Source organism: Bradyrhizobium sp. BLXBL-03, assembly GCF_051853015.1.
Taxonomy (GTDB): Bacteria; Pseudomonadota; Alphaproteobacteria; order Rhizobiales; family Xanthobacteraceae; genus Bradyrhizobium; species Bradyrhizobium manausense.
In genome coordinates this window covers 5431497-5456695 of the sequence record NZ_CP182470.1, presented here as the reverse complement: position 1 = coordinate 5456695, position 25199 = coordinate 5431497, and the positions used below count along the sequence as shown (strand labels likewise).

General features: G+C 65.8%; 22 protein-coding genes. 2 read left to right on the top strand and 20 right to left on the bottom strand.

The window, feature by feature from the left end; translation table 11 throughout:
* Positions 1 to 55: 55 nt before the first annotated feature.
* Positions 56 to 511 (top strand): RbsD/FucU family protein, encoded by a 456-nt coding sequence (locus ACNJX9_RS26325; RefSeq protein WP_057758798.1) that lies wholly within the window; start codon positions 56 to 58, stop codon positions 509 to 511.
* Between the two features lie 44 nt (positions 512 to 555).
* Here the strand turns inward: ACNJX9_RS26325 and ACNJX9_RS26320 are convergent, their stop codons facing one another.
* The 20 genes from ACNJX9_RS26320 to ACNJX9_RS26225 all read right to left on the bottom strand — a co-directional run bounded on the left by ACNJX9_RS26320 (position 556) and on the right by ACNJX9_RS26225 (position 22631).
* Entirely contained in the window at positions 556 to 1182 is a 627-nt protein-coding gene (locus ACNJX9_RS26320) for an FMN-dependent NADH-azoreductase (RefSeq protein WP_439404948.1), read from the bottom strand.
* 3 nt (positions 1183 to 1185) lie between these two features.
* The gene (locus tag ACNJX9_RS26315; RefSeq protein WP_439404947.1) at positions 1186 to 2760 is read right to left on the bottom strand and encodes an isochorismatase family protein; all 1575 of its coding nucleotides are present in this window, start codon (positions 2758 to 2760) and stop codon (positions 1186 to 1188) included.
* 20 nt (positions 2761 to 2780) lie between these two features.
* Positions 2781 to 3629 carry an MBL fold metallo-hydrolase gene (locus tag ACNJX9_RS26310; RefSeq protein ID WP_057758792.1) on the bottom strand — a complete coding sequence of 283 codons (849 nt, stop codon included), beginning with the start codon at positions 3627 to 3629 and terminating at the stop codon, positions 2781 to 2783.
* Positions 3630 to 3660: 31 nt separating this feature from the next.
* Entirely contained in the window at positions 3661 to 4545 is an 885-nt protein-coding gene (locus tag ACNJX9_RS26305) for an amidohydrolase family protein (RefSeq protein WP_439404946.1), read from the bottom strand.
* Positions 4542 to 5663 carry a vWA domain-containing protein gene (locus ACNJX9_RS26300; protein WP_439404944.1) on the bottom strand — a complete coding sequence of 374 codons (1122 nt, stop codon included), beginning with the start codon at positions 5661 to 5663 and terminating at the stop codon, positions 4542 to 4544. The genes ACNJX9_RS26305 and ACNJX9_RS26300 overlap by 4 nt, the downstream gene beginning before the upstream one ends.
* On the bottom strand, positions 5660 to 6541 hold the full coding sequence (locus ACNJX9_RS26295; RefSeq protein WP_439404942.1) for an AAA family ATPase: 882 nt from the start codon (positions 6539 to 6541) through the stop codon (positions 5660 to 5662). Before ACNJX9_RS26295 ends, ACNJX9_RS26300 begins: the two co-directional genes overlap by 4 nt.
* 12 nt (positions 6542 to 6553) lie before the next feature.
* Positions 6554 to 7576, bottom strand: a complete 1023-nt coding sequence (locus tag ACNJX9_RS26290; RefSeq protein ID WP_439404940.1) for a xanthine dehydrogenase family protein molybdopterin-binding subunit — start codon at positions 7574 to 7576, stop codon at positions 6554 to 6556.
* On the bottom strand, positions 7577 to 9169 hold the full coding sequence (locus tag ACNJX9_RS26285; RefSeq protein WP_439404938.1) for a xanthine dehydrogenase family protein molybdopterin-binding subunit: 1593 nt from the start codon (positions 9167 to 9169) through the stop codon (positions 7577 to 7579).
* 12 nt (positions 9170 to 9181) lie between these two features.
* Positions 9182 to 9658, bottom strand: a complete 477-nt coding sequence (locus ACNJX9_RS26280; RefSeq protein ID WP_057758780.1) for a (2Fe-2S)-binding protein — start codon at positions 9656 to 9658, stop codon at positions 9182 to 9184.
* A gap of 6 nt (positions 9659 to 9664) precedes the next feature.
* Positions 9665 to 10483 (bottom strand): FAD binding domain-containing protein, encoded by an 819-nt coding sequence (locus ACNJX9_RS26275; RefSeq protein WP_439404937.1) that lies wholly within the window; start codon positions 10481 to 10483, stop codon positions 9665 to 9667.
* A complete protein-coding gene (locus ACNJX9_RS26270; protein ID WP_439404935.1) occupies positions 10484 to 10927 on the bottom strand; it encodes an SRPBCC family protein in 444 nt (147 codons plus the stop codon).
* Positions 10928 to 10932: 5 nt separating this feature from the next.
* Positions 10933 to 11370 carry an SRPBCC family protein gene (locus ACNJX9_RS26265; protein WP_200468663.1) on the bottom strand — a complete coding sequence of 146 codons (438 nt, stop codon included), beginning with the start codon at positions 11368 to 11370 and terminating at the stop codon, positions 10933 to 10935.
* A gap of 10 nt (positions 11371 to 11380) precedes the next feature.
* Entirely contained in the window at positions 11381 to 14278 is a 2898-nt protein-coding gene (locus tag ACNJX9_RS26260) for a flotillin domain-containing protein (protein ID WP_439404934.1), read from the bottom strand.
* A 27-nt stretch (positions 14279 to 14305) separates the two neighbouring features.
* Positions 14306 to 15139: a phosphoenolpyruvate hydrolase family protein gene (locus ACNJX9_RS26255; RefSeq protein WP_057758769.1), complete on the bottom strand. Its 834-nt coding sequence runs from the start codon at positions 15137 to 15139 to the stop codon at positions 14306 to 14308.
* Positions 15140 to 15142: 3 nt separating this feature from the next.
* Positions 15143 to 17359 carry an ABC transporter permease gene (locus ACNJX9_RS26250; protein ID WP_439404932.1) on the bottom strand — a complete coding sequence of 739 codons (2217 nt, stop codon included), beginning with the start codon at positions 17357 to 17359 and terminating at the stop codon, positions 15143 to 15145.
* Positions 17352 to 18134, bottom strand: a complete 783-nt coding sequence (locus ACNJX9_RS26245; RefSeq protein WP_439404930.1) for an ABC transporter ATP-binding protein — start codon at positions 18132 to 18134, stop codon at positions 17352 to 17354. Before ACNJX9_RS26245 ends, ACNJX9_RS26250 begins: the two co-directional genes overlap by 8 nt.
* Positions 18127 to 19215: a branched-chain amino acid ABC transporter permease gene (locus ACNJX9_RS26240; RefSeq protein ID WP_057758763.1), complete on the bottom strand. Its 1089-nt coding sequence runs from the start codon at positions 19213 to 19215 to the stop codon at positions 18127 to 18129. The genes ACNJX9_RS26245 and ACNJX9_RS26240 overlap by 8 nt, the downstream gene beginning before the upstream one ends.
* A 1-nt stretch (position 19216) precedes the next feature.
* Positions 19217 to 20227: a branched-chain amino acid ABC transporter permease gene (locus ACNJX9_RS26235; RefSeq protein WP_439404929.1), complete on the bottom strand. Its 1011-nt coding sequence runs from the start codon at positions 20225 to 20227 to the stop codon at positions 19217 to 19219.
* Between the two features lie 196 nt (positions 20228 to 20423).
* Positions 20424 to 21251 (bottom strand): AraC family transcriptional regulator, encoded by an 828-nt coding sequence (locus tag ACNJX9_RS26230; protein WP_439404927.1) that lies wholly within the window; start codon positions 21249 to 21251, stop codon positions 20424 to 20426.
* Between the two features lie 129 nt (positions 21252 to 21380).
* Positions 21381 to 22631, bottom strand: coding sequence for an ABC transporter substrate-binding protein (locus tag ACNJX9_RS26225; RefSeq protein WP_057758758.1), 1251 nt, complete (start codon positions 22629 to 22631; stop codon positions 21381 to 21383).
* 395 nt (positions 22632 to 23026) lie between these two features.
* Between ACNJX9_RS26225 and ACNJX9_RS26220 the strand changes: the two genes are divergently transcribed.
* Positions 23027 to 25186, top strand: coding sequence for an exonuclease domain-containing protein (locus ACNJX9_RS26220; protein WP_439404926.1), 2160 nt, complete (start codon positions 23027 to 23029; stop codon positions 25184 to 25186).
* Positions 25187 to 25199 lie beyond the last annotated feature (13 nt).

The window sequence follows — 25199 nt, the reverse complement described above, 5'->3', positions numbered from 1 at the left end:
ATGGACAGCCGGACCAACAGAGTCCGGGCAATTCCGAGAGAGGGAACGATACAACATGCTCAAGGGCATCAACCCGCTGCTCAATGCCGACGTGCTCTATGCCTTGCGTGCCATGGGGCACGGGGATCGTCTGGTCGTGTGCGATACCAATTTCCCGGCCGACTCGATTGCGCGCCAGACCGCATTCGGCGAGCTGCTTCGCATCGACAATGTCAGCACCGCAAAGGCGGTCGAAGCCATTCTCTCGGTGCTGCCGCTCGATACGTTCGTGGACGACGCGGCCATGCGGATGGAGATCGTCGGCCAGCCGCAGGAGGTGCCGCCGGTGCAGCGCGAAGTGCAGGCCGTGATCGACCGCGCCGAGGGACGTTCCTGGCCGCTGGTCGGGGTCGAGCGTCACGCCTTCTATGAGAAGGCCAAGACGGCCTATTGCGTCATCGCCACCGGCGAGCGGCGCTTCTACGGCTGCTTCATCTTCTCCAAAGGCGTGATCGCGCCGGACGGAGAGTGATGGCCATGAGTCATGGCGCCGGGCGGTTCAGCTGACAATGCGGCTCAGAACCGCTTCGCCATCTCGGCGAGGCGGCGATGCGCAGACTCGCGGGCGGCGCGGATCGGTTCGGCCGGTCCTGCGGTTGGGCCGATCGGCACGAAGCGCACGTCGCTGACACCGATGAAGCGGAGCGCTTCGCGCAAATAGGGTGTCGCCATGTCGATGCGACCGCGGTTCATGCCGGTCGCGAAATCGCTGCCCGAGGCGAGGATGACAATGGTCGGCCGGTCCTTCAGCAGCGGAAGGTATCCTTGCGCGGGATCGAAGCGGAACGTCAGGCCGGGCTGGATGATGATGTCGAACCACTGCTTCAGCTTGTAGGGGATGCCGAAGTTCCACATCGGCGTCGAGATCAGCACGCGATCGGCCAGCGCGAAGCGCAGGGCCATCCGCTCGGCTTCGGCAAAGCTGTTCCGCTGAGCATCGTTGAAGGCCTGCGCGTTCATGCGCGCATATTTGGCCTCGACGATGGGACCTGCAAATTCCGGCATCCGCTCGCGCCAGAGGTCGGCGACGTCGATGTCCCAATCGGGGCGGGCCTGGCGAAAGCCGTCAAGGAACACGCCTGCACCGGCACTGGACTCGGAGTCGGGGCGCGGCGAGCAGGAGAGATGCAGAAGCTTCGCCACCGCTCATCCCAGCGCTCTGATGACGGCATCCGCGCGCGTGACCACGGCGACGTTCTGCATGGCAAAATTGATCGACGCCGAGTGCCAGTCGGCATTCATGGTCGAGCAGCAGTCCTCCGGCACGATCATGAAGTAGCCCTTGTCGGCGCCGGTGCGCGCGGTGTGCTCGACCGACATGTTGGTCCAGGCCCCGGTATTGATGATCATGTCGCGGCCGGTGGCTTTCAGGATCGTCTCCAGCTTGGTGCCTTCCCAGGCGCTCATGCGCATCTTCTCGACCACGAAATCGCCGGGCCGCGGCTCGAGGCCTGACACCGGCGCGGCGCCCCAGCTGCCGCGCACCATGGCCTTGCTGTCGACCAGGCCCTCGAACAGCGGCGCGTTCAGCGTCACGCCGGGCGCGCCTGCTTCGACCACGAACCAGACATGAATGATGGCGACGCCGCGCGCCCGCGCGGTCTCTGCCAGGCGCCGGACGTTCTCCACCACGTGCTGTTGCTTGGCATGGCCTGGCGCACCGGAGTCGGCGAAGGCGCCGCCATCCATGATCACGTCGTTCTGCAGATCCTGGATGATCATGGCGCAGCGGTTCGGATCGAGCCGCAACTCGCCATCGGCGAGGATCGGCGCCGCTGCCGCGGGCCCCGTGCTCGTACCACCGCTGCTGCGCCGTCCGCTCATATAGGGCTCGTGGCGAGGTCCGGTCCTGGTCGGGATGGCATAGACCGAATGCGTCGCGGTCAGGTACAGCGTGCGGAAATCCGGCCCACCCCATGCGAGGTTGGCGACCAGCTCCGGCACGCGGACTTTTCCGAGCAACTCGCCGCGCGGCGAGTAGACCCAGACGCCGCCGGGCGCGGTGACCCAGACATTGCCGTGCTGATCGCATTTCATGCCATCGGGCACACCAGCCTCGAGCTCGGAGCGGATGCCGCTGGCGAACACGCGCGCATTCGCCAGCGTGCCGTCGGCGTTGACGTCGAACACTCGGATCAGCGCCTGCACCGTGTCGTTGACATAGAGCAGTCTTTCATCGGGCGAGAAGCACAAGCCGTTCGGCTGGTCGAACAAGGTTCTGTCGACCACCAGCTTCGGCTCGCCGCCGGGCACCACGCGATAGACGCCCTGGAAGCCGAGCTGGCGCGGCCGCTCGACCCCATAGACCGGCATGCGGCCATACCAGGGGTCCGAGAAATAGATTGCGCCTGAGGAGTGGACGCAGACATCGTTCGGGCTGTTGAGCTCCTGCCCGCCAAAGTGCGAGGCCAGCACCTCGCGCCGCCCGTCCGGCCGTTCGCGGATCAGCGAGGAGGTCGCGTGCTCGCAGACGATCAAATTGAGCTCGGCATCGTAGGTCATGCCGTTGCACTTGTTCGACGGACGCTTGACCTCGACGACGCCGCGCCGCGCATCCCAGCGCCGGCGCACGTCGCCCGGCATGTCCGAGAACAACAGGTAATGATCGACCGGATGCCAGATCGGTCCTTCCGTGAACTCAAAGCCTGTGCCGACTTGCGCAACGGGCGCGTAGGGATCGATCAGCGTCTCGAATTCGGAGCGCAGGGTGACATGTGTCATCGGTCGGCCCTCACATCATGCTAGGCGGGGAACCAGTTTCGCGCGGGCAGGGACTGCACGATCGGTCCGGGGACCTGGTCGTGCAGCCTGCCCACGACATTGCCGCCTTCGATCTTGGCGGGGCGGTCGTGCACCGGCAGCAGGTAGCGCGAATTGCTGAGCAGCTTCTTGATCGCGGCCTTCTCCGCACGTTTGCTGGTGCCGTGGTTGCCGGTGGTGCGCGGCTCCCAGTCGTGGATCTCGTGGAAGGGCGTGACGATCTGGTCGTTGAAATCGTAGATCACGTCGCCGCAGATGGTGGCAATGCCGTCGGCGGTTTCGACGATGATGTTCATCGAGCCCTCGGTATGGGCATTGGCGGCGTCGCAATAGACGCCGGGCATCAGCTCGATCGGGCCGGTGATCTCCAAGTCGAGGAAGCGCAGCGCGCTCTTGGTGTGCAGACGGTCGATCAGGTGCTTGATGTCGGGCGCCGGATATTGCGGGTGCATCAGGCCGGAGACGGAATATTCCAGTTCCTTGCGGTTGAGCACGACGGTCGTGTTCATCGGGAACAGATCGTCCTTGCCGGCATGATCGATGTGCAGATGGGTGTGGCAGACGAAACGGACGTCGCCCATGCGCACGCCGTGGCGGGCGAGCTGGTTCTCGATCATGTGTTCGTGGTACTGCAAGCCGCGCATGCCCAGCGTCTCCATGATCTGGTTGGAGCGATAGCCGGTGTCGACCACGACAGGATATTTGCCGCCGAGGATCAGAAAGCCCAGCGTGAGGACGCGGCGGGTGCGGCCGCAATCGCGACCGAGCACCAGGAAGCTCGATTCCAGCTCGATATCGCCGTAGTCCAGGATCTTGATCTCCAGCGCCATTCGTTGCCCTCCTTGTGTTCTTTCTTGTCGTTCAAAGTCGATAGACGCGTGTCGCCGTAGCTCGGAAGATTGCATCCCGTTGCTCGGCGCTCAGCGGCGCGGCCGCCGCGCGAAAGGCCTCAACGAGCTCGCGATAGCTGGTCCACAATTTCTCGATCGGGAAATTCGAGCCGAACAGGCAGCGCTCGGCGCCGAAGATCGCGACGGTGTCGGCGACGACGGCGGCGATATGCGCGGGGTCGTTGCGATGGATGAAGGTGCCGAGGCCGGAGAGCTTCGAGACGACATTCGGACATGCGGCGAGCCGGGCCATCCCGGCGCGCCAGGCGGCGCGGCCCGCTGGCGAAAGGTCTTCGAGCATGCCGGCATGCTGGAGGATGAAGGTCACCTTGGGGCAGGAGTCGGCGAGATGCGCGGCATCCGGCATCTGCGGCGTGAAGACCTGCAGATCGAAACTCCAGCCATAACCGGCGAGACGCGCGACGTTGCGGCGGACCACGGGATCGATGCAGAGATCGGGCTTGGCCGCGAAGCGATAGAGCGGATTTTCGTGCCAATGCAGCTGCATGCGCACGCCGCGCACCGGGGAATAGCGCTTGAGGCGGTCAAGCTGCGGACGGACATCGTCCACGGCGAAATTGGCATAGGCGACGATGGCGTGCGGCCAGCCGTGCGCGTCGGCGGTTTGTTGCACCCAGGCCGCTTCGTCCTCGAAACAATCATTAGCCCAGTTGGTCTGCACGTAGACCGAGCGGATCACGCCGCTGCCTTTGAGATCGTCGAGATATTCGTCGATCGGATAATCGCGCCGGATGGCCTCGTAGGGCCCGAAAATGCGCGGCTGCATCGGGCCGATCAGCCAGGGCAGGTCGGCCTGCCGCCAGATGTGATGATGGGCGTCGACAATCTCGGTCACGCAACTCTCCTTCGTCCCAGCGCCAGCACATGCGCGACGATCGAAGCGCTCGATCCACCGTCGACGAGATCATCGACAAAGCGCTCGATGGCAACGAGCGCCTCGGTCTGCGGCCGAAAGCCGGGGCCGGTCGCCAGGGGCGTCAGCCAGCTCACGCGCCAGGCCCGCCGCGACAGCTTTGCCACCGCATCACGCAACGCATCGGGCTCGCCGCGCTCCAGCCCGTCCGATATGACGACCACGGCCGCCCCGCGCGCATAGCTGCCGAAGCGGGGCACCGCTAGGAAGGCTTGGAGCGCATCGCCAATGCGGGTGCCGCCATCCCAGTCGCTGACGAGATGCGCGGCCGCGCTCAGCGCCTGCTCGCGGCGCTTCAGCCGCAGCGCGCGGGTGACGCGGGTCAGCCGGGTGCCGAAGGTGAAGACCTCGACATTGGGCGCGGCCTGCACCAGCGCATGCGCCAGCTTCATGTTCTCTTCGGTGCGGCTCTTCATCGAACCGGAGACGTCGATCAGCAGCAGGAATTTTCGCGGCCGCTGGCGCCGCTTCATATGCCCGAGCCGCAGGATCTCGCCGTCGCTGCGGACGGAGTCGCGCAAGGTACGGCGAAGATCGGCAAACGGCCCGCGGCGCGCGCGCATGCGGCGGTGGCCACGCCGCCTGGGCAGGCGCCTTGGCGCTTCGCGGGACAGCCGGCGGAGCGCATCCGTGGTGGAGAGCTGCGCGAAGCGTCGCTCGACCAGCGCCTCGGTGCGCGTTGCGGTCAGGCCGGATTCGTTGGCGTCGTCGGAGCGCAGCGGCTCCTCGTCGCCGCGTCCTTCCTCCTGGAGCCGCACGGTCTCGTCGTCCTCGCCGTCATCGGCATGCTCGATCGCCTCACTGCCGCGGAAGTGAAGGTCGAACAGGCGGTCGAACGTCGTGCGGCGTTCGGGCGGCGGGGCGAGGGTGGCGAGTGCTGCCTGCCTGATATCGCCGAGGTCGCGCGGGCCGAGCAGCTCGATCGCGGTGAGGAACGCGGTGGTTTGTTCCGGCGCGACGGCAAAGGCGTTGGCACGCAGCAATGCGACGAAGGAGACGAAGATGCGGGCGGCGCGCGGGAGTTGGGGCTCGGTGCTCATGCGGTCGCCTCCGCGAGCATGGCGTCGAGCCGGGGCGAGATGAAGTGCAGATCCTCCTCGTCCTTCAGCGCGACGCCAATCGATCGCTTGAACGCATCGGGCCAGCGCGCACCGCCCTTGTGCAGCAGCGTTGCAGCCTCGGCCCAATCCACGGCCTCGGCGATGCCAGGCGCCTTGCTCAGCGGCTCGCGCCGGAGCTTGCCGACCGCCGCGACGACGGCCCGCGCGGTCGCTTCGGCGACGCTGGAGGCGCGCAGCATCACGATGCGGGCCTCGCGCTCTTCGTTGGGATAGTCGATCCAGTGATAGACGCAGCGGCGGCGCAACGCTTCGTGCAGGTCGCGCGTCCGGTTCGATGTCAGGACGACGACGGGGCGTTCGGCAGCACGCACGGTGCCGCGCTCGGGGATCGAGATCTGGAAGTCGGAGAGGAATTCCAGCAGGAAAGCCTCGAACTCCTGGTCGGCGCGGTCGACTTCGTCGATCAGCAGCACGGTCGAATCCGGGGCTCGCAAAGCCGCCAGCATCGGCCGCTCGATCAGGAATGTCTCGCCGTAGATGTCGATGCTCTCGTCGCCGGCCTGGCGGATCGCAAGCATCTGGCGCGGATAGTTCCACTCGTAGAGTGCAGCGGAGGCGTCGATGCCCTCGTAGCATTGCAGGCGGATCAGACGGCGGCCGAGCACGGCGGCGATGGCCTTTGCGGCCTCCGTTTTGCCGACACCCGGCGCGCCCTCGAGCAGCAACGGCTTGCCGAGCGCAAGGCCCAGATAGGCCGCGGTCGCAAGGCCTTCGTCGGCGAGGTAATAGGCAGCGCGCAGCGCTTTCTCCAGCGCCTCCGGGCTGTCGATGCCGACGATGTTGCTGCGGACCGGCATGAGCCAAAACCTCTAGCGCCGCGCCTGCGGCCGCGCGCCGCCCTGGGCTTTGATCGCGCGCAGCACCTTTTCCGGCGTGATCGGCAGGTCGTCGATGCGCACGCCGACCGCGTTGAAGATTGCGTTGGCGACGGCCGGCAGCACCGGGTTCGCGCACATCTCGCCGGGCCCCTTGGCGCCGTACGGACCGTCCGGGGCGGGGCGCTCGAGCACGGCGATATCGTGCGGGCAGATGTCGCCGGGCCCGGGCATCAGATATTCGACGAAGTCGCGCGGGCCATGCACCGGCTCGGGATAATACGGCTCGGGCGTCTCATACAGCGCGTGGCTGACGCCCATCCAGGCGCCGCCGACGAGCTGCTGCTCGACCAGCCGCGGATTGAGCGCGCGGCCGAGCTCATAGGCCGAGTCCATTCGCACCATGGCGACCTCGCCGGTCTCGTCGTCGACCTCCACCTCGGCGACAAGACAGGCATGCGCGTAGCAGGTCGCGGGCGACATCTCGCCGGTCTCCGGATTCACTTCGGAGAGCGGCACGAGAAAAATTCCGCGGCCAGAAATGGTCTTGCCCTGCTTGAACTGGGCCGCGATTGCGACGTCCTTGGTCGAGATCGAACGGTGCGGCGCGCCCTTGACGTGGATGTTGCCGCGCCCGTCGGTCTCGAGGTCGGCGGCGTTGACCTCCAGCTCCTCGGCGGCGGCTTCCATCATCACGCCACGGGCTTCGCGGGCGGCTGCCATCACCGCATTGCCGACGCGATGCGTTCCGCGCGAGGCGAAGGAGCCCATGCAATGCGGGCCGGTGTCCGAGTCGGCCGTGTCGACATAGACGTCCTCCACCGGTACGCCCAGCGTCTCCGCACAGATTTGCCGCGTCACCGATTTCATGCCCTGTCCGAGGTCGATCGAGGACAGCGCGACCGTGAACTTGCCGCTCGGATTGGAATGCACCAGCGCCTGGCTGGGATCGCCGCCGAGATTCATGCCGATGGGATAGTTGATCGAGGCCATGCCCCGTCCGCGATGCCGGGTCATCTAGCGCCTCCTGGTGCCGAAGACTGAGGAGAAGCGGGTCGCGCCATGCGAGGGCGCGGCGGGCCGCGGCGAAGGCGGCGTCGGAGCCGGCGGAGGCGGATCGCGCGGGGGTTCGCGGGTGACGGTCGGTGGCAGCCGGTCGTAGCTGGTGCGCTGCTGGGCCGGAGCCGCTGGCCGTGCGCGTGAGTCTGCCGGTGTCGGCGGGATCATGGCGCGGCTGCCGCCGCCGTCCTTGCGCGAGGATGCCCGCCTGAACTCCTCGCGCAGCGGCCATTTGGCCTTTTCAGCCGCGACCTGCACGCATTCGATCAGCGCCGTGTTCTTGGCCTCGCGCCGGTGCGCCTTCATGTCGCCGTCGCGATAGGCGTTGAGGATCCGGAACTCCATCGGATCCATGTTGACGAGGTGCGCCAGCTTGTCCATCTGGCACTCGATGGCAAAATCCATTGCGGTGACGCCGAAGCCGCGCATGGCGGTCGCCGGCGTGCGGTTGGTGAAGACGCAATAGACGTCACCATAGACATTCGGGATGGTGTAGGGGCCCGGCAAATGCGCGGCGCATTTCACCGCGGCGTAGCTGGAGAGGCGGGTATAGGCGCCGCTGTCGAAATAGGCGCGGATCTTGCGCGCGACGATGCGGCCGTCGCGCATCACGCCGTCCTTGATATAGATGCGCTCGGCGCCGCGCGGCGGGCCATATTGCATCTCCTCCTCGCGGCCGAACACGTAGCGCACCGGCTTTCCCGTCAGCATGGCGCCGAGGATGGCAAGCGGCTCGGTCAGTGTGTCGACCTTGCCGCCAAAGCCGCCGCCGACGGTGCCCCCGATGAAATGGAAGGTGTTGGACGGCACGTTCAGAATCTTGGCGCAGGTATCGACCGAAAAGAACAGCGCCTGGGTCGAGGTATAGACGACATAGCGACCGTTGGTGTCGGGCGCAGCGATCGCGCCGTTGGTCTCGGTCGGCGCGTGCTCGATCGGCGACATCTGGTAGCGTTGTTCCAGCACATGATCGGCGGTCGCCAGCGCCGCATCGGCATCGCCGAAGCGCAGCCGCTGGTGATCGTAGGTCTCGTGATAGGTGAAGGTGTTTTTGGGATAGGTTTCGTTGACGACAGGTGCGCCGGGCTTCAGCGCGTCCTCGACGTCGAACACCGCCGGCAGCGGCTCGTAGTCGATCCTGACTTTCGCGATCGCCTCAAAGGCCTCGCGCTCGCTGTCGGCGACGATGGCGATAACAGGCTCGCCCTTGTAGCGGACCTTGTCGACCGCCAGCGACGGCTCGTCGTCCTTGCCGAAATTGATCAGGCTGAGCAGCGTGTTCAGATTCACCGGCACATCGGCGCCCCTGATGATCCGGCGCACGCCGGCCGAGCGCTCAGCCTCCGTCGTGTCGATGCGGCGAATGCGTGCATGCGCCTGCGTCGACCGCACGACCTTCAGATGCAACATGCCCTGAAGCTTGTGGTCGTTGAAATAGCTCGACGTGCCCGTGACATGTCCGAGCATGTCCTGCCGCTGCGTGCCCTTGCCGATTTCCTTTAAATTATCGTCGCGCTCGTCGGCGAAGATGTCCTTGCGCAGTTCCAGCATGGTCGCGTTCCCTTACGCGCTGACCCGGCCGCCGGCGGCGGCGAGGATGGCATTGATGATCGGCTCATAGCCGGTGCAGCGGCAGATGTTGCCGGAGATGGCCTCGATGACCTCGTCGCGGCTCGGTGAGGGATTGCGGTCGAGCAAGGCCTTGGCGGCCATCAGCATGCCCGGCGTGCAATAACCGCACTGCGCGGCGAAATTGTCGGCAAAGGCGCGCTGCAGCGGATGCAGGTTCGGACCCTGCTTCATGCCGTCGAGCGTTTCGACGGCGCGGCCAGCGACCGTTTCCGCCAGCGTCAGGCAGGAGAGGTGGAGTTCGCCGTCGATCAGCACGCTACAAGTGCCGCAGCCGCCCTGGCCGCAGCCGAATTTCGGCGTCATGTCGCCGATCAGCTCGCGCAGTGCCACCAGCAGATTGGTTCCGCCGTCGACGAAGATGGCGACGTCGCGGCCGTTGTGACGAAATTGAAGCGGGATCTTGGACATGGGGCTCTATTCCTGTCCCGACAGCAGGCGGCGCAGATGCACGCCGACGATCTCGCGGCGATACCAGGCGCTGCCGAGCGCATTGTCGGATGGTGATGTTCCCTCGGTGACGGCCGATGCGGCAGCGGCGATGGTCGCGGCATCCAGCGAACGTCCCTCCAGCGCACGCTCGGCGGCGCGGGCGCGGATCTGCGTCGGTGCCATCGAGCCGAGTGCGATCCGGGCGCCTGCGATACGGCCGCCCGAGATCGGCAGATGCGCGGCCAGCGTGATGACCGAGCCACCCTTCGGCTTGATGCGCGCAATCTTGCGATAGCGGAACGCCTCGGTGCTTGCTGGCCGGGTGCAGGAGATCGAGAGGACCAATGCCCCCGCCTGTCGGTCGCGCGCCTGCAAAAATTCCTCGATCGGAATGTCGCGCGAGCCAAAGCCGCCCGCGACGGCTACGGTCGCATCGAGCGCCAGCAGCGCGACGGTGAAATCGCCATAGGGGTTCGGCGCAAAAAGATTGCCGCCGACCGTTCCCATGTTGCGCACTGCTGGGCCACCGATCGATCGGGCCGGGGCGTGCAGGAAGCCGAGGTCGCGCTCGGCGAGGACACGAGCGAAGGTGACGCCAGCGCCCAACGTGATGCGCGGGCCGGACGCGTCGATCCGGGTCAGTGCCTGATCGTGGGCGCGGACCACCGTCGAGATCGAGACATCGCCCTCGTTCAGCGCCCGCATCACCAGCGTGCCGCCGCCGAGATAGCGGGCGCTGCGGTCCGAGGACAGCGCCCCGGCCGCCTCGCCGGCGCTGGCAAAAGTCTTCACTGTCACGGCCATCTAGGCGGCCTCCTTCAGGTGCCGGCGGATTGCATCGAACCCGGCCTGGTAAATGTCTTCGGCGACCATGTGGGTGATGCGGTCGCGGTCTTCCAGCCTGGTCGTGAAGCGCGACTCCCAGTGCCAGAAGGTGCGGTCGCCGTCAGTGACAGGCAGCAGGCGGACATGCGCGACGTAGTTGAACATCGGGATCGGGGTATCGAGCAGGCAGTAGCTGAAGCTTTGTTCGAGGTCGGACAGCGCCAGCAATTGCTCGCGCAGCTCGGCGCCGTCCTGCAGCTTGAACCGTCTGATGCAGCCGATCTTGTCGGACGAATGCGCGCGTTCGATCGAAGACGTCGCGACCGCCGGATGCCAGCGATCGTGCCCGTTGAAATCGCGCAGCAGTGCCCACGCTGCATCGGTGGGCGCGTCCAGGATGGTGCTTTTGACGATATGCGGCACTGATATCAGCCTCCGAACACACGCTTCAGCGCATCGAACCCGCCCTGGAACACACCGCCGCCGATGTTGCCGACAAGCTCGGTCTCGCGCTCCGGGGCGCAGTCGAACTCGGCGGTCCATTCCACAAAAGTCTGGTCGCCATCGGTGACGGGCGTCAGCCGCAAGGTCGCGACATAGTTCTCGACGCCCATCGGCGATTCCAGGATCGAATAGGTGCAGAACATGTCGTAGTCGGAGAGGCCGAGCAGCTTCTCGCGGATGCGGTCGCCGTTGCGCAGGCGAAAGTCGCGCACACATCCGATCTTGTCGGCGGGCTCGCCGCCCTCGATCCGGCTTTCGGCGATCGCGGGATGCCAGTTCGGCAGGCCGTTGAAATCGCGCACGCGCGCCCAGACGCGGTCGTTGCGCGCATTGACGACGGTGGAGACGTAGACGCGGGGCATGGGTGGGACCTCAGCTCTTCTTCCGCGGACCGCGCTCGGCGGGCGGCTCGCCGCCCTCCGCCGCGGGCGGGGCGCTGGCCTGCTTGTCGCCACCGCCCTTGCGCGCGGAATCCTTGATGCCCTGCATGTCGCGGGCCTCGCGGATCAGGCCCGGCATCTTGGCGAGGCTGCCGCCCTCGACGCCGATGTCGGACAGGATGGAGTCGATCAGCGGCGCCTGCACGCGGTAGCGCAGTGCCGAGTCGATCACCTCGTCGGTGGCGCTGCGGCCGCCATTGCCGCCGTGGCCGTTGCCGTTGAGGCCGTCGACCTGGAGGATGCGGATCCCCTCGATCTTCTCCATCGGCTTGACGCTCTCGCGCACGATGCCCTCGATCTTGTCGAGCAGCTTGCGGCGGAACAGCGAGTAGCGCGCCTGGTCCGTCAGCACGTTCTCGGCTTCGTTGAGCATCCGCTGCGCCTCAGCCTCGACGGCGGCGCGGACACGTTCGGCATCCGCGGCTATGCGGGTTTCCTCGGCCTGCTTCTCCGCGAGCAGCACCTCGACCGTCTTGCGGCGTTTTGCGATCTCGCTCTCGCGCGCCGTAACCACGCGCTCGGCGGCCTCGGTAGCCCGCATGCGGGCCTCTTCGGCCGCGGCGCGGGCGGCGGATTCTTCGAGCGATTTCTGATGAATGGCGATCGCCTTCTCCATCAAGACGGTCTCGACCTCCTTCTCGCGATTGACTTCGAGCTTGCGCAGTTCGCGCTCGCGGCCGATGCGGGCCTCGTCGAGGCCGCGATCGGAGGCGATGCGCGCGCGCTCCACTTCCTCGCGGGATGAGATTTCGGCCTCCTGCAGTGACTGGACGCGGGCGACCTCGAGCTGCTCGATGGCGCGGCGACGTTCGAGGCGGGCGGCTTCCAACGCCTGCTCGCGCGAGACGTCTGTGGTCTCGACGTCCCTGCGAGCGACGATCTCGGCCTGGCGGACCTGGCGATCCGCATCGATCCGTTCCGATTTCTTGGCGGAGAGGGCGATGACGCGGTCCTCGTCGGCGATCTCGATCGCCTTCTTCTGCTCGATGTTGAGCACCTCGCGCTTCTTGGACGAGTTGATCCGCTCGGCCTCGAGCGCGAGGTCGACCGTGATGCGCTGGCGTTCGATGGCATCGCGCCGCTTCAGCTCGGCGGCCTCCAGAATGCCGGTTCGTTCGATCTCCAGCGAACGCGTGTCGCGCTCGGCCTGGATGCGTTCGGCCGCCACCGCCTTCTCCTGGGCGATGCGCGCCGCCTCGATCGCCTCGCGGGAGGCGATATCGGCTTCTTCGACGGCGCGGTTGCGCGCGATCTCCAGCGAACGGACGCGCTCTTCCTGGGCGATGCGCGAGGCCTCGGTGGCCTCGCGTGCCGCGATGCCGGCGACTTCGAGGGTCTGGTTGCGCTCGATTTCGAGCTGTCGCGTGTTCTGCTCGGCGGCGATCCGTTCCGCGGCGAGCGTCCGTTCGCGGGCGATGCGGGCGGCTTCCACCGCACGCTGCGCCTCGATCTCGGCCTCCTGGATGGTGCGGACCTGCTGGATCTCCAGCGCGCGGGTGCGTTCGTCGGAGGAGATGCGTTCGACATTGACGATCAGCGTCTGCGCGATGCGCGCCTTCTCAGTGGCCTCGCGGGCGGCAATCTCGGCCTCGTCGACGGCGCGGGTGCGCTCGATCTCGCGGCGCCTTGTCTCCTCCTCATTGGCGATGCGGGCGTCGGTGACGACGCGGTCCTGCTGGATGCGGGCCTTCTCGATCGCCTCGCGGGCTGCGATCTCGGCCTCCTCGACCGTGCGCATCCGCTCGATCTCGCGCTGGCGGACCTCGCGTTCGCTGGCAATCCGCGTCGTATCGATCGAGCGTTGGTTGGCGATGCGGGTCTTCTCGATCTCCTCGCGCGCCAGCAGCTCCTTCTCCTCGATGGTCCGGGTGCGCTCGATCTCCTTCTGGCGGGTCTCGCGCTCGGAGGCGATGCGGGCCTCCGCGATCGCCTGCTCGTTGGCGATGCGCGAGCGCTCGATGGCCTCGCGCGCCGAGATCTGGGCCTGCTCGGCCTCGGTCTCGCGCAGTGCGCGTTCGCGGGCGACTTCGGTGCGCTGGAGCGCCCGGCGCATCTCGATGTCGCGCTCCTGCTCGAGCCGCGCGGTCTCGCTCTCGCGTTCGATTTCCAGCGCCTGCCGCTCGGCCTCCAGATTGCGGGTGCGGATCTTGATCATCGAGTCCTGCTCGATGTCGTTGCGCAGTTTGCGCCTTGCCTCGATGTCCTCCATCAGGCGGGTCAGACCTTCGGCGTCGAAGCGGTTCGACGGGTTGAAGAATTCGAGATCGGTCTGGTCGAGATCGGTGATGGCGACGGACTCGATCTCGAGGCCGTTGAGGGCAAGGGCCTCGGCCGCGTTGGTCTTGACCCGCGCGACATAGTCGCCGCGGCGCTCGTGCATCTCCTCCATGGTCATTTCCGAGGCAACCGAGCGGATGGCCGAGATGAACTTGCCGGCCAGCAATGTATGGAGCTGCCCCGGCTCCATGGTGCGGCGGCCGAGCGTGGCGGCCGCAATCGAGACGGCCTCGCGGGTCGGCTGCACCCGCACATAGAAATCTGCCTCGATGTCGACGCGCATGCGATCACGGGTGATCACGGCGTCCTGGCGCGAGCGCACGATGCCCATCGGCAGCACGTTCATGTTGACGGGCGTGTAGTCGTGAATGAACGGCAGCACGAAGGCACCGCCGTTGATCACCACGCGCTCGCCGAGGAAGCCGGTGCGGACGAACGACACCTCCTTGGAAGAGCGGTGGTAGAGCCAATTGACGATGTAGACGCCAACCACGATCACGATGATGGCGACGATCAGCCAGAGGATGAGCTCGCCGACCAGGATCCCTGACATGTTTCCCTCCCTCGATCTTGTAAGGCGTTACGGCGCGCCGATCGCCTTGAATTTGCGGACCTGTTCCGTCAATGCCCGCTCCACCGGCAGCCGCTCCATCGAGGAGGCGCCGTAGAAGCCGTGGCAGTAGCGGGTGTTCTTCATGATGAAATCGGCATCCGCGGGATCCGCGATCGGGCCGCCATGGGCGAGCACCAGAATGTCCGGGTTGACGCTGAGCGCCGCCGATGCCCAGGTGTCGATGCGTGCCGGGCAGTCGTTCAGCTTGGGCGCGGTCTGCGCGCCGATCGTGCCGCCGGTCGTGAGGCCCATGTGGCAGACGATGATATCGGCGCCGGCGATCGCCATCGCGGCGGCTTCCTTCTCGCTGAAGACGTAGGGCGTCGTCAGCAAATCCTTCTCGCGCGCCTTCGCAATCATGTCGATCTCCAGCGCGTAGGACATGCCGGTCTCTTCGAGGTTGGCGCGGAAGAGGCCGTCGATCAGTCCGACGGTTGGAAAGTTCTGCACGCCGGCAAAGCCGAGTGCCTTGAGCTGGTCGAGGAACACATCCATGTCGCGGAATGGATCGGTGCCGTTCACGCCCGCGAGCACCGGCGTCTTGCTGACGATCGGCAGCACTTCGCCGGCCATTTCGACCACGATCGCGTTGGCATCGCCATAGGGCATCAGACCGGCAAGCGAGCCGCGGCCGGCCATGCGATAGCGGCCGGAATTGTAGATCACGATGAGATCGACGCCGCCGGCTTCCTCGCATTTGGCCGAAAGGCCGGTGCCGGCGCCGCCGCCGACGATCGGCTCGCCGCGCTTCGCCATGTCGCGAAACCGCTTCAGGAGTGCTGCGCGTTCAAACCGGGCCATCGGTCACCTCGCTGCTCTCCGGCGCGCCCCGGCGCGTCCGAACAGGGTTCGGAACGCGCTCACGATGGTCGAGGCGAACTCGGGATCGTTGATGTTCTGCTTGACGCGGATGAGTTGCCGGTTGCCGGTCGCACGCACCGTGCGTTCCAGCGCGCGGAACAAGGCAGCGTCGGCCGCGGGGTCCCAGAACGGCTGGCCACGCGCATCCAGCGCGGAGACGCCGCCCTCGGGCAGGAAGAAGCGCACCGGCCCGTCCATCTGGTTCAGCCGTTCGCCGATCCAGCGGCCCATGCGCTCGTTCTCGTCCGCTGTCGTGCGCATCAAGGTCACCTGCGGATTGTGGACGTGGAATTTGCGGCCGCGATAGCGCTCGGGGATGGTGTCGGGTGCGCCGAAATTGACCATGTCGAGCGCGCCGACCGAGCCGACATAGGGCAGGCGGGTGCGGACGATGGCGCCGAAACGATCTTCCGTCGCCGGAAACACGCCGCCCATCAAGAGGTCGCAGATCTCGGTGGTGGTGAGATCGATCACGCCGGCGAGCTGGCCGGAATCGACCAGCTTCTCCATCGATCGACCGCCGACGCCGGTGGCGTGGAAGACGAGGCATTCGAAATCGCCAGCGAGATCGGCCGCGATCTTCTGCACCGCTGGTGTCGTGACGCCGAACATGGTGATGCCGATCGAGGGCAAGCCGGCACTCGTGGCGCGCTCCTTGGCTTCGCGCTGATCGAGGCGGGCCTTGACCATGCCGACGATGGCATTGGCGCCGTTCGAAAGCACCGCGCGCGAGATCGAATTGAGGCCCTGCACGTCGGTGACCGAATACATCATGGTGATGTCGGCGGGACCCACGTAAGGCGCGACATCGCCCGAAGCGACCGAGGAGATGATCAGTTTTGGCACGCCGACGGGGAGGGTACGCATGGCGGGGGCGACCAGCGATGCGGCGCCCGAACCGCCGGCCGAGATCACGCCGGCGATATTGCCCTGGCGCTTGATCCACTTGGCGAACGCGTCCGCCATCGCGGTGACAGCAGCGCCGCGGTCCGGGCCGAACACGGCCGAGCCGCCGCGGCCATGGTTCAGCGCGATCTCCTGCGCGGAGACGTCGCAGGTCGCGTGCTTGCCGCTGGTGGAGACGTCGACGAGCCGCGTGCGCAGCCCGCTCTCGCCAATGACGTCGCGGATGAAGCGTAGCTCTGTGCCCTTGGTGTCGAGCGTGCCGACGACCAGAACGACCGGCGGACCGGAGGTCTGCGCCGTTATCGGCTCACGCTTGCGCCTCGCGGTCTCATCAAGACGCGCGACTTGCGTCGACAGCGTGCGCGCGGCGGCTTCGATGCGAGCGATCGGGACCGGCTGTGACCAGCGCGTCGGCGGCGTCGGATTGGAAATGTAGATGCGGATCGGGCCGCTGGTGCGTGCGGGCTGAGCGACAGGCTTTGCTTCGTCGCCCGCAGAAGGGACGTCGATGTCGGGCTCCAGCTCGGCATGCAGTCCGACACCGAGCAGGCGCTGCTGCAACGCGCGGTCGGCGGACAGCCGCGCAGAGTCGATGATGCGGTTGATGCGGCCGTTGACCATGATCGCGACGTTGCGCGAGATCGCGGTGGCGACGCCGATGTTCTGCTCGATCACGAGCACGGACATGTCGCCGTCCTCGCCGAGCTGCAGCAGCATCTCCTCGACCTGGGCGACGATGACGGGCGCAAGCCCTTCGGTCGGCTCGTCCATGATCAGCAATTGCGGATTGGTCAGCAGCGCGCGCGAGATCGCCAGCATCTGCTGCTCGCCGCCCGAGAGCTGGCCGCCGCCGTGATCCCGGCGTTCGGCAAGCCGCGGAAAGGTGTCGTAGATGCGCTCGACCGTCCAGGCGCCGGAGCGGATGCCGCCGGCGAGCCGCAGATGCTCGTCGACGCTGAGCGAGCGCCACAGCCGGCGGCCCTGCGGCACGTAGCCGACCCCGAGCCGCGCGATATTCGCCGGCGGCCGCCGCGTGATATCTTCGCCGCGAACCCGGATCGAGCCGCCGCTGACCGGCACAAGCCCCATGATCGCCTTGCACAGCGTGGTCTTGCCCATGCCGTTGCGGCCGACCACGGAAAACACGCCGGCGTCGAGCGTGAGGTCGACACCCTGTAGCGCGTGCGAATGACCGTAATAGACATCGAGGCCACGGACCTCGAGAGCGGCGGCACTGCGGCGGGCCTCACTCATGGCCGCCTCCGAGATAAAGCTCCTGCACCTCGGGATCGGACTGGATCTCCTCCGGCAGGCCTTCCTTGAAGATGCGGCCATTGTGCATCATCGTCACGCTCTCGACGACGCGCAGCGCAACGTCCATGTCGTGCTCGATGATGATGTAGCCGATATGCGCGGGCAGTGAGGTCAGGATCTCCACCAACTCGGCCCGCTCGGTCGGCGACAGGCCGGCGGCGGGCTCGTCGAACAGCACGAAGCGGGGGGCGCCTGCGAGCGCCAGCGCGATCTCGAGCTGGCGCTGCTGGCCGTGCGCGAGCTCGGCGACGCGCTGATCCCTAACCGCGCTCAAATGCACTGCCTGCACCAGATTGTCGGCCGCATGCATCAGCGCATCGTTCTGGCCGGGCCTCAGGAACGAGAAGCGTCCCCGCGAGACGCCGCGACAGGCGAGGTAGACATTGTCCTGCACGGTGAGGCCGGGGAATAGCGCGGAGATCTGGTAGGTGCGCCTGAGCCCGCGGCGGATGCGCTCATAGGGCGGGAAGTGCGTGACGTCCTCGCCGAAGAAGCGGATCGTGCCTGAGGTCGGCGGGAAGTCGCCGGTGATGCAGTTGAACAGCGTGGTCTTGCCGGCGCCGTTGGAGCCGAGCACGGCGCGCCGCTCGCCGGGGCGCACGGTGATGGTGACGTCGGTCAGCGCCGCCAGTGCGCCGAACAGCCGCGTCACGCCGCGCAGCTCCAGCGCTGCACCGGCTCCGACCGCGGAGAGGCGCCGGGCGACGCTATCCATGGCCGCGCCCTCCGTTCGGGCGATCCGACTGCGGACGCTGGCTCCTCCGCCAGCGCTGCCACAGGCCGATCACGCCATCCGACGACCAGAACACGATGGCAAGGAAGCCGAGCCCGATCAGCAGCCGGAAGCGGTTGCCGTCGAGCCCGATCTTGACCAGGAAGTCGAGCGCAAAGGTGCGTAGCAGCACGAACACCAGGGCGCCGATATAAGGACCGATCGGGCGGGTGATGCCGCCGACAATGGCGATGATCAGAATATCGATGCAGGCGCCGACGCTGACCGAGCCCGGCGAGATCTGGCGGTAGTTCCAGACCTGGAGCACGCCGGCGAGGCCCGCAATGAACGAAGCGACCGCGTAGGCGGCGACGCGGTGCGCATTGACGTTGAAGCCGAGCGCGGCCATGCGGCGCGGATTGTCGCGCACGCCCTGGAGCGCCAGGCCGAACGGCGCGCGGGAGATGTAGTCGACCCCGAAATAGCAGAGTGCGGCGATCGCGAGCACGACATAGTAGAACGGAATGTCCGACCGCCAGTTGACGCCCCAGAAATGCGGCGTCGCGACGTTGTTGATGCCGGTATGACCGTTGAAGATCGCCCAGTTCTGGTTGGTGAAGTAGTAGAACGCGGCACCGATCGCCAGCGTGATCATGATCGTGTAGATGCCCTCGGTCCGCACCGCGAGCGCGCCGCCGAACGTGCCGAAGATGGTCGCGAGCGTCAGCGCCGTCGGCACCGCCAGCCACCACGGCCAGCCCAGGCTGATATTGGCGTTGTCGCTGGTGCCGAACACCGCGACCATGTAGGCGGCAAAGCCCGCGATGGTGAGCTGCATCAGGCTGACCATGCCGCCATAGCCGGCGAGGAACATCAGGCTGAGCGCGATGGTGCCGAGCATCAGCGTGGTCGCAAAGATCTCGATCAGGAAGAAGCCGTTGGCGATCAGCGGCATGATCAGCAGGATCACCGCCACGATCCAGGCTGCGGGATTGTTGAGATCGGGCCAGCCGCGTGCGGCCTGCCGCTGCGCCGAGGAGGCGGGGCTGCGGATCTGAATGCGCGTATCGTGGGTGACGGACATGTCAGCGCCTCGCCAGCAGGCCCTGCGGCCGAAGCGCCAGCACCAGCACCATGATCAGGAAGGTCACGACGATGGCGTAGGTCGGGATGTAGACCGAGCCAAGCTGCTCGGCGAGACCGATGATGAGGGCGCCGAGCGCGGCGCCGGGGATCGAGCCCATGCCGCCGACGATCACAACGACGAGGGAGGCGAGCAGGAAGCGGATGTCCTCGCCGGGCGAGAGCGATTGGAAGGTGCCGCCGACGACGCCCGCGATACCGGCAAGCCCCGCGCCGAGCGCGAACACCAGCACGAAGACGATCTGGATGCGCACGCCGGTCGCTGCAAGGATGTCGCGATCGTCGACGCCGGCGCGGATGATCATGCCGATCCGGGTGCGGTTGAGCGCGAGCCACATCGCGATGCCGATGATGACGGAGGCCAGGAAGATCACGAGCCGCACCAGCGGATAGCGCAAGTAAACCGGCTCGCCGGAGGATTTCAGTGCGGTGATCAGCGGCAGCTCGACCGGACCGATCAGCCAGCTCGGGGTCTGGATCTGGTAGAAGTCGCCGCCGCAGGCCCACAGCATCAGGTCGGCGAACACGATCGAGAGTCCGATCGTCACCATGGTCTGGCGCAGATCCTGGCCCTCCATGCGGCGGAACACGAGCACCTGGAGCAGGATGCCAACCAGCGCCGTCAGGACGAAGGCGACGATGAAGGCGAGGATCCACGACCCGGTCGAGGCGCTGATGGCGTAGCCGACATAGCCGCCGAACAGATAGAGCGAGCCGTGCGCAAGGTTGACATTGCGCATCAGGCCGAAGATCAGCGTGAAGCCGCTGGCGACAAGGAAATAGAGACCGCCGAGCGTGATGCCGTTGAAGACCGCGTTGAGGAACACGCGCTTGCGGCCGATCGCATCTTCAAGCCCCGGCGGCCACACCGCAAAGATCAGCCACAGCACGACTGCGACCGCGATGATGACGATCAGCGCCCAGGCCGGATGACGTTCGACAAAGCGGGTCATGGCGTCTCCTCGCTCCGCTTGCGACGGGCGCCACGACACTTCTTATGCAGGTCGGACAGCCCTGTGCAGGCTGCGTACCGCGCCATGGATTTGCGTCCTCCCGGGACATGCGATCCTCTTGCCGGGATCGCGTTCCGTCCATCCTAGTGGGGCGGAGAGAGAGGCATTTGATCGTGAGTATCTTTTCGCGCGTTCGTCAGCCGCGCAAAACCTTGGCCGCGCGGCGATAATCGGTCGGTGCCATCCCGACATTAGCGGCGAAGAAGCGGGTGAAGCCGCTCTGCGAGGAGAAGCCGAGATCGAAGCCGATATCGGCGATCGGGACCTCGCTTTCCACCAGCGCCTCCAGCGCCTGCTCCATCATCAGCGTGTTGAGATAAAGGTGCGGCGTGACGCCGGTCTGGGTGCGGAACAGCCGGTAGAAATGCGGCCGCGACAGGCCGGATTCGCGTGCGATGGTGTCGAGCTCGATCTCCGCGCCGGGGCTCTCCGACATCATCTTGATGCACTTGCGGACGCGAAAATCGGTGATGGAACCGTTCGCGCGCAGATCGGGCGCGGTCTGGGCCTGGTGCCAGCTTTCGTCGTAGCAGCTATCGATCAGCCGTCGCAGCTCGCCATCGAGGCTGTTCAGCGAGGGGGCGCCGCACACGAGGGCTGCGGCGTGCCTGATCTGCTTGTCCAGCGCAGGCGATCGCGCGAACTGGGTGCGGCCGAAGCGCAGGCGGTCGGCGCCGGGCGCATCCGGCGCGAACCATTCCGGATTGACATAGAGCACGAAGAAGACGGCGCCGCCGTCGAGGTCGGTGGGAAGAAAATTATGCGGTTCCCATGGATTGACCGCGACGACTGAGCCTTCGGTGAGGTCGTAGCGTCCGTCGTTGACATCGATGCATGCGGAACGCCCGCCGACATGGAAGATCAAATGACCTTCGCGATGCGCGTGGATATTGAAAGGGCGGTTCAACTGATAGACCGTCGCCCGGCCGAAGCGGCCGTGGAAGACGGCGAGCGCCCGGCTCATGCCTTCCCTCCCAAAAGCTTTTGTCTTTTTTTGTAGGGTTCAACAACCGGGGAGAGAATGCAAGAGCGCGCGTGTCGCGCCTCTGCAAATCTCTCCCCGATCAGTCATTGCGTCGCTGATGCGACTACGTCAGTACTTCTTACATTCCGGTACTGTACGACTGGGCAAACCGATCTTGGCGAACACGGCAGGGTCATAGCCCAGCGTCTGGTTTACGTTCGGGATCACCTTCACCACCTTCGAGAACAGCGCACCCTTGCCGTCATCGACCACTTCGGTGACGAAGTTGGTGCCGATCGCCTGGCGGTTGGAGTCGAGCTTGATCTTGCCGTTGGGCGCATCGAGCTCGATCTTGGCGAGCGCAGCCTTGTACTTCGACTGGTTGTCGCTGAGATCGCCATTGACCTGACGCAATGCCAGGATCAGCGCCATGGTCGAGCCGTAATAGTTGGTGGCGAGCAGCGACGGGCTCGGGAAGCGCTTGTTCGGCGGGAAGGCGTCCTGATAGTCCTTCACGAACTTCTGCCAACCCGGATCCTCCCACGTGTCGGCCTGGCCGCTGGCGGCCAGCGTGCCGATCAGCGCGTTCTTGGCATTGCCCTTGGACGACAGGATGGTCTGGTCGATCATGATCGAGCCGCCCATCAGATGCGCCTTGCCGCCGGCCTGCTGGTACTGGTTGAGGAAGTTGACGGCGTCGCCGCCGCCGAGGCCGAGATAGATGGCGTCGACGTCGTCAGGCAGCGCCGCGATGACCGACGCAAAATCCTTGGTGCCGAGCGGCACCCATTGCCGGTTGGTGACCTGTCCACCCGCGCCGCAGAATTCGAGCACGAGGCCGAACACCTGGGTGTAGATGAAGGAGTAGTCCTCGCCGACCGTTGCGATCTTGCGATAACCCTTGGTGTCATAGGCGTATTTGCCGAGGCCGACCTGCCATTGCGCGCCGTCCATGTTGTAGCGGAAGAAATTCGGGGCCGGATCGACATAGGTCGTTTCCTGCGCGCCGGAGGCTGCGTTGATGAAGGTCAGCTCCGGATGGGTCTTCGCGAAGTTCTTGACCGCGATGCCCTCGTCGCCGGAGAGCGGCGACAGCAGGATCTGCACCTTGTCCTGCTCGATCAGCTTGCGCACGGCGCGCACAGCCGAGTCCGGTGTCGCGTCCGTCGAAGCGATGACGAATTCGAGTTCCTTGTCGCCGACCTTTTTGCCGAGCACGTTCAGTGCTGTCTGGAAGCCACGGATGCCGTCCTCGCCGAGCACGGTGTAGGTGCCTTCGAGGGTCGCGGTGACGCCGACCTTGATCTTCTCCTGCGCGAAGGCGGTACCCGACATCAGCAGGCCGCTCAACGCAATCAGTCCTAGACTGCCTTTCAACATTGCTCTCCTCCCTGGTCGTTCTTGTCGCTGTTTTTCACCGCACCTCACGCTTCCGCCGCGCGGTGCGACGTTCTTGCAAGGCCATCGGGTCTTCGACGATTTCTTGGGATGAAGGCTAACCGAACTCGGATACGGCGCACCGGTCGGCGCCACGCGCGGCTTAACGGGCAGTCTCATTTTGAATGGTGCGTCGCAAATCGTTCCGCGGTGCAATAGGCGCGTCCACGCGCCCTGGTTGTCGCCGAAACCCGGCGTCGGGACGGCGCCGGGTCGCGAAGTTCCGAGCTTGACAGTGCCCGGCGAAAAGAACAGAAGTCGAACATGAACGCGAAGGAATCACGGGGAACTTCGACCGGAGCGGGGTCGCGCTGCGCTGCGCCGAGGGCTGCGCGCGGATGACGCTGCCTGTCCTGCCGGTCTACTATTATCACGACCACTTCACGGAGATGCTGAGCTTCGTTTGCGAGACCTACGGTCCGGTGCTGGCCGAGAGGCATCATGCCTTTGTCGCTCGCTTCTCACAGCTGTCGAAGGATGCCCAGTGCCTGTTCGTCCGGATGGTCAACCGCAACGGCACGGTCTTCAATCCCTCCACCTTCAAATACGCCGAGATCGCCGACCCCGTCGGTGCGCTGGGGGAGCTCGGCGTTGCCGGTTATGTTCGAGGCCTGACCGAACAGGACTACGCAGCGTTCCTGGCGTGCCTTGCAAAGCCTGATCTGTTCGACGGCGCAAAGGCGGCCGGCATGAGCGACGTCAGGGCCTCGTGGCCCAAGGCCAAGCTGTCGGAGTATTGCCTCGCCAATCTGTCGTTCGGCACGGCATTCCGGCACTGCGGTGGAGAGGCCTTCATCGCGCTCGCTGACACCGAACCGCTCGAGTTCCTGCTCTATCTCTATTTCGGCAAGACAGAGAACAACCTGAAGAATTTCGCGCTGCGCGATCTCGGCATCCTGCGCACCAACGGCCAAGCGGATTTCAGCGCGCGGTTTGCCGATGCGGACGAGGCGAGGGCCTGCTTCCACTATGCGCGCCTGCTGCGCCAGCTCGAGGCCAAATCCGACGAGGTGTATCGCAGGTCCGTTGCCGACATTCTCGGTGGTCCTGCCTGCCCGACGGATTACGCCCTCGATCTGCGCAGCCGTGCGGCCCACAAAGCGGGTCTGCACTTCGAGAAGAAGGGTGAGGCCGCGCTCGCGGCGCAGCTCTATCGTGCCGGCGCTTCGGCCGAATGCAACGAGCGCCTCGCCCGGCTGCTTTATGCGGAGGGCGACAAGGACGCCGCGGAGGACCTGCTGCGGCGCATGATCGATGATCCCGCCAGCGATGACGAATGCGTCTTTGCGAGCGACTTCTATGCCCGGAAGTTCGATGGGCGCCGGACGGGACTCTGCACCGAGCTGTTGCGGGCAGGACGAACGCTCCGGGTCGACGACACCTGGCGCGGCAGCCCGGAGGCCGGGATCGCAGGCGTTCTGCGCCGGCAGGGCCTTGAGGTCTTCCACGCCGAAAACACACTCTGGCACTGCCTGTTCGGCTTGCTGTTCTGGGATGAGCTGTTCGAATCCGGACAGCTGCACAGCGGCTTCGATTGGATGCCGCACTGCCTGAAGGACAGAACCTTTGCCCGGATGTTCTCGTCTCAGATCGAGGCGAAGCTGGGGACGATCGCCTCGCGCTCCGCGCTGCCCCAGATCCTGCGGATCGTTGCTGCGAAATGGGGCAAGCCGAACGGCGTGTTCGCCTGGGACCATGTTGATATGGACGCGCTCCGCGCGTTGCTTGCGGGGGCCAGTGCTGACGGCCTCGCCGCGATCCTTCGCCTGATGTGCGAGGACTATCGCGCGATGCGCGATGGCTTCCCCGATCTCATGCTTGTGGCTGATGGCGCCGTCTCGTTCATGGAAGTGAAGGCCGAGGGCGACGTCATCAGGCGCAACCAGCTGACGCGGCTTCGCCAGCTCGGCAACGCTGGAATCCCTTCGGAGATCGGCCGCGCCGATTTCCGTTTCGATCCGGACCAGGACTATGTCGTCGTGGACATCGAGACCACCGGCGGCTGGACCGGCGGGGATCGCATCACTGAAATCGGCGCCGTCAAGATCCGCAATCACGAGGTCGTGGCGGAGTGGCATTCGCTGATCAACCCGCAGCGGTCGATCCCGGCCAAGATCGTCGCGTTGACCGGCATCAGCAATGAGATGGTACGGGGTGCGCCATTGTTCGCGGAAGTCGCCGATAGCTTCATGCAGTTCATGCGTGACGGCGTCTTCGTCGCTCACAATGTCAATTTCGATTACGGCTTCATCGCCGCGGAATACGAACGCCTCGAACGCCGTTTCCGCTTTCCAAAGCTCTGCACCTGCGCGAGCATGCGCCGGCACTACCCCGGCCACAAATCCTACGGGCTCGGCAAGCTCACAAGGGCCTACAATATCGAGCTGAAGGACCACCACCGCGCGTTGTGCGATGCCCGCGCGGCCGCGCATCTGCTCAATTTGATCAATGCGAAGCGCGACGAGGTCGGGAGCAGGGCGGAAGAGATCGCGGCCTGATCATTCGAATCCC

What these genes read in the sequence shown, in the direction of transcription:
- ACNJX9_RS26325 (WP_057758798.1), top strand. Translation starts at nt 56, where the DNA reads ATGCTCAAGGGCATCAACCCGCTGCTCAATGCCGACGTGCTCTATGCC.
- ACNJX9_RS26315 (WP_439404947.1), bottom strand. Translation starts at nt 2,760, where the DNA reads ATGACACATGTCACCCTGCGCTCCGAATTCGAGACGCTGATCGATCCC.
- ACNJX9_RS26310 (WP_057758792.1), bottom strand. Translation starts at nt 3,629, where the DNA reads ATGGCGCTGGAGATCAAGATCCTGGACTACGGCGATATCGAGCTGGAA.
- ACNJX9_RS26300 (WP_439404944.1), bottom strand. Translation starts at nt 5,663, where the DNA reads ATGAGCACCGAGCCCCAACTCCCGCGCGCCGCCCGCATCTTCGTCTCC.
- ACNJX9_RS26295 (WP_439404942.1), bottom strand. Translation starts at nt 6,541, where the DNA reads ATGCCGGTCCGCAGCAACATCGTCGGCATCGACAGCCCGGAGGCGCTG.
- ACNJX9_RS26290 (WP_439404940.1), bottom strand. Translation starts at nt 7,576, where the DNA reads ATGACCCGGCATCGCGGACGGGGCATGGCCTCGATCAACTATCCCATC.
- ACNJX9_RS26285 (WP_439404938.1), bottom strand. Translation starts at nt 9,169, where the DNA reads ATGCTGGAACTGCGCAAGGACATCTTCGCCGACGAGCGCGACGATAAT.
- ACNJX9_RS26280 (WP_057758780.1), bottom strand. Translation starts at nt 9,658, where the DNA reads ATGTCCAAGATCCCGCTTCAATTTCGTCACAACGGCCGCGACGTCGCC.
- ACNJX9_RS26275 (WP_439404937.1), bottom strand. Translation starts at nt 10,483, where the DNA reads ATGGCCGTGACAGTGAAGACTTTTGCCAGCGCCGGCGAGGCGGCCGGG.
- ACNJX9_RS26265 (WP_200468663.1), bottom strand. Translation starts at nt 11,370, where the DNA reads ATGCCCCGCGTCTACGTCTCCACCGTCGTCAATGCGCGCAACGACCGC.
- ACNJX9_RS26260 (WP_439404934.1), bottom strand. Translation starts at nt 14,278, where the DNA reads ATGTCAGGGATCCTGGTCGGCGAGCTCATCCTCTGGCTGATCGTCGCC.
- ACNJX9_RS26255 (WP_057758769.1), bottom strand. Translation starts at nt 15,139, where the DNA reads ATGGCCCGGTTTGAACGCGCAGCACTCCTGAAGCGGTTTCGCGACATG.
- ACNJX9_RS26250 (WP_439404932.1), bottom strand. Translation starts at nt 17,359, where the DNA reads ATGAGTGAGGCCCGCCGCAGTGCCGCCGCTCTCGAGGTCCGTGGCCTC.
- ACNJX9_RS26245 (WP_439404930.1), bottom strand. Translation starts at nt 18,134, where the DNA reads ATGGATAGCGTCGCCCGGCGCCTCTCCGCGGTCGGAGCCGGTGCAGCG.
- ACNJX9_RS26240 (WP_057758763.1), bottom strand. Translation starts at nt 19,215, where the DNA reads ATGTCCGTCACCCACGATACGCGCATTCAGATCCGCAGCCCCGCCTCC.
- ACNJX9_RS26235 (WP_439404929.1), bottom strand. Translation starts at nt 20,227, where the DNA reads ATGACCCGCTTTGTCGAACGTCATCCGGCCTGGGCGCTGATCGTCATC.
- ACNJX9_RS26230 (WP_439404927.1), bottom strand. Translation starts at nt 21,251, where the DNA reads ATGAGCCGGGCGCTCGCCGTCTTCCACGGCCGCTTCGGCCGGGCGACG.
- ACNJX9_RS26225 (WP_057758758.1), bottom strand. Translation starts at nt 22,631, where the DNA reads ATGTTGAAAGGCAGTCTAGGACTGATTGCGTTGAGCGGCCTGCTGATG.
- ACNJX9_RS26220 (WP_439404926.1), top strand. Translation starts at nt 23,027, where the DNA reads ATGACGCTGCCTGTCCTGCCGGTCTACTATTATCACGACCACTTCACG.